Origin of the sequence: Kitasatospora sp. NPDC093558 (genome assembly GCF_040683475.1) — a bacterium.
In the GTDB taxonomy this organism is placed as follows: Bacteria; Actinomycetota; Actinomycetes; order Streptomycetales; family Streptomycetaceae; genus Kitasatospora.
This window is the reverse complement of the sequence record NZ_JBFBDY010000686.1, coordinates 1-3149: the sequence shown is the minus strand read 5'-3', so window position 1 is coordinate 3149 and position 3149 is coordinate 1. Positions and strand designations below refer to the sequence as shown.

Below are 3149 nucleotides of genomic sequence, written 5' to 3'. Positions count from 1 at the left end.
GTTCTCTGCAAGGGAGTTGCGGAAACCTTGCACGGACCTGAACCGGTCGCACGCGGGGGCGGCCGTCCTCCGCACGATCGGAGAAGGCGGGGCAACTCGGCGGGGACATACTGAAGTTCGTTGATCGTACGGTTCGTGCGGCGTGGCCCCGGCGGTTCGCCGGATGGCCGGCGCCCCGGTGACGAGACCAGGACGGACGGACACAGGATGGCGGACCCGCAGGACGTGATCGCGGCGCTGAGCGCCGAGGGTGGGGAGATCGACCGACTCGTCGCGGACCTGGACGAGGAACAGTGGCGGCTGCCGACACCGGCGCCGGGGTGGACGGTCGCCCACCAAGTGGCCCATCTGGCCGCGGTGTTCAAGATGGCCGGGACGGCGGCCGCGGCGCCGGACGCGTTCCGGGCGATCGTGTCGCGGATCGGCGGGGACTTCGACGGGGCCGTGCAGACCGCGCTGCTGCCCTACCTCGCCGAGCCGCCGGAGCGCCTGTACGCGCTGTGGCAGGCCGAACGGGCGGCGGCGGAGAAGGCGCTGGCGGAGGTGCCGGCCGGGGAGCTGGTGCCGTGGCTGGTGCGGCCGCTCCCGGCTCCGGTGCTGGCGGCGGCCGGGATGATGGAGCTGTTCGGGCACGGGCAGGACATCGCGGACGCGCTCGGCGTGGCCCGCCCGCGCACCGACCGGCTCCGGCCGCTGGTCGAATTCGCCGTCCGGGTCTGGGACTTCGGCTACCAGGCGCGGAAGCTGACGCCGCCGGAGAAGGAGTTCAGGTTCGAGATCACGGCGCCCTCCGGCGCGCTCTGGGCGTTCGGACCGGTCGACGCGACGGACCGGGTGAGCGGCCCCGCCGAGGACTTCTGCCTGCTGGTCACCCGCCGCCGGCACCGCGACGACCTGGCGGTGACCGCCACCGGCGCCGACGCGCAGGCGTGGCTGGAGATCGCCCAGGCCTACCGCGGCCCGGCCGGTGCCGGCCGTACCCCGGGACAGTTCGCCGGACGGTAGAGCCGGCAGGAGAGCCCCACACCCACGATGAGGAGAACCGCTATGCCCGAGCTCACCTCCGACCAGGCCGCCGCCGTCGAGGTCCCGCAGCGCATCGTCGCCGCGTGGGCCAAGCACGACCACGACGCCTTCGCCGACCTCTTCACCGAGGACGCCCACCTGATCCTCGCCGGGGACATTTTCCTCCAGGGGCGCGAGGCCATCCGCACGTTCATGGCCCAGGCCTACGCGGGCCCGTTCAAGGGCACCCGGGTGACCGGCGACCCGCTGGCCGCCAAGTTCCACGGCCCCGACTTCGCCCTCGTCGTCACCCAGGGCGGCGTCCTCGCCCCGGGTGAGACCGTAGTCGCCCGCGAGCGCGCGATCCGCGCGACCTGGATGCTCTCCCGCCAGAACGGCGGAGAGTGGCGCGTCGCCGGGTACCAGAACACCCCGATCCACGTGGGCTAGTGAGCTGGTCCGCAGATTCTTGAGCAGTAGCGGCAGATTCGGTCGATGATCTGGTCGGCGGTCTTGGTCCACTTGAACGGGTGGGCGCTGTCGTTCCAGTTCTTGATCCAGTCCTCGAGCGTGGTTTTCAGCTCGCCGAGCGAGCAGAACGCGCCGCGCTCGAGGCAGCGCCGGTCCAGCCACAAGGGGCGGAATAGGTCCCTCCACGAACTTCTTGGCCAGTTCCGGCCTCACACCACCGCCCGGGGGCCGCTACATTCATTCTTTACCTGACATATACACGACCAGGGGGGAATGGATAGTGTTGCGCCCCATACGACCCGTCAGCCGCAGCGGCAGGTCACTCATGGCGGTGACCGCCACGGCGGCCGCCTGGGCGATCGCCGCCGTGGGCCTTGCCGCCTCACCGGCTGCTGCAGCACCCGCCGACACGACGGCGCCCCAGCCCGGCGACACCTGTACGGTGGCTGACCTCGGCACGCGCCACCCGTACATCAAGACCACCGAGGTTTCCCCGGAGATCACCCACTTCAAGGGCTGGTTCGTCACCCAGGGCACCACGGGCAACCAGAGCGTCACCACCAGCACCCAGACCACCATCTCGGTCTCCGTGGGCCTCAACGGCACCGTGCAGGGCAGCTTTGGCACAGAGGCCCTCGGCAAGGTCAGCGCGAGCCTGGGCCTCAACGTTCAGGTCAACTACACCTCCACCAGCAGCGAGTCGAGCACGGTCACGTGGAACTTTGCCCAGCCCGGCTACTACGGCGTCTACAAGGGCACGAAGAAGGTCACCGGCACATACGGAAGCCTCAACTGCAACCGCGTCCAACAGGGCGACGGCGGCTGGGCGTTGAATTGGATCGAGGGGCCCGGCAGCGGCGGCTTCACCACCTACACCACCCTTGAGGAAGGCGCGGTGCGCTGCCAGGACGCGGTGCCCGCCAACAGCATCATGGCCAAGGCGAAGGTCCTCCTCGACTGCGGCTCGCCGACCGCGAAGGCCGAGCACCCGGCCGGTGCGGTGGCGCCGACGGCGAAGCAGACGCAGGACCGTCCCGCGCAGGACCCGGCCCCCACCGGCGGCGTCACGTCCGCCGGGCAGCTCAAAGCCGCCGGGGACAGCTCGCGGGCCGTCGCTCTCAACTGCGAGCCCGGCGCCTACCGGATGGACGTCCCCGGCAAGATCCTGAACTGGAGCGCACCGCTGCTGGCCAACGACGGCATCCGCCTGCGCGAATCCACATTCTTCAGCGCCCACCTGGACAACTGGCGGCTGTGCAACGTGACGGAGAACAACGGGGTCCTTGAGGCGTCGCTGTGGAACTGGGGCAACGGCGGATGCGCGACCATCCCGGCGGGCATCGCCAACCAAGAGCAGGCCTACCTGACGACGGTCAACTGCGGGGAGGACGACCTCCAGCGGTTCTACATCTACCGTGACGTACCCGGCAGCTCGAAGGTCGGTGTGCAGAACAAGTACACCGGCTCCATGCTGGGCTACGACCGGTATGCGGACGGGGAGTTGATCCGCCAGTACTCCAGCGGCAGGCAGGACGGTACGGGTACGTTCACCATGACCGGAGTCTGACGGCCTCCTCCCCGTGAGCGCGGCCCCGCAGGCGCGATGCACCGAAGTCCTGCCGGAGTACCAGCAGGCCATCGGGGGAACCCGGGACGGCCCGTCGACTTCCGTC

Annotated in this window: 4 protein-coding genes; 3 read left to right on the top strand and 1 reads right to left on the bottom strand. The window is 70.1% G+C overall.

The window, feature by feature from the left end:
- Positions 1 to 207 precede the first annotated feature (207 nt).
- Positions 208 to 1005 (top strand): TIGR03084 family metal-binding protein, encoded by a 798-nt coding sequence (locus AB0O00_RS33720; RefSeq protein ID WP_363658347.1) that lies wholly within the window; start codon positions 208 to 210, stop codon positions 1003 to 1005.
- A 42-nt stretch (positions 1006 to 1047) separates the two neighbouring features.
- Positions 1048 to 1455: an SgcJ/EcaC family oxidoreductase gene (locus AB0O00_RS33715; RefSeq protein WP_363658345.1), complete on the top strand. Its 408-nt coding sequence runs from the start codon at positions 1048 to 1050 to the stop codon at positions 1453 to 1455.
- On the opposite strand, the gene AB0O00_RS33710 is transcribed toward AB0O00_RS33715, so the two are convergent.
- Positions 1452 to 1640: a hypothetical protein gene (locus tag AB0O00_RS33710; RefSeq protein ID WP_363658343.1), complete on the bottom strand. Its 189-nt coding sequence runs from the start codon at positions 1638 to 1640 to the stop codon at positions 1452 to 1454. The two genes, AB0O00_RS33715 and AB0O00_RS33710, sit on opposite strands and share 4 nt — an antisense overlap.
- 161 nt (positions 1641 to 1801) lie before the next feature.
- On the opposite strand from AB0O00_RS33710, the gene AB0O00_RS33705 reads away from it, so the two are divergent.
- Entirely contained in the window at positions 1802 to 3043 is a 1242-nt protein-coding gene (locus tag AB0O00_RS33705) for a hypothetical protein (RefSeq protein WP_363658342.1), read from the top strand.
- Positions 3044 to 3149: the final 106 nt, after the last annotated feature.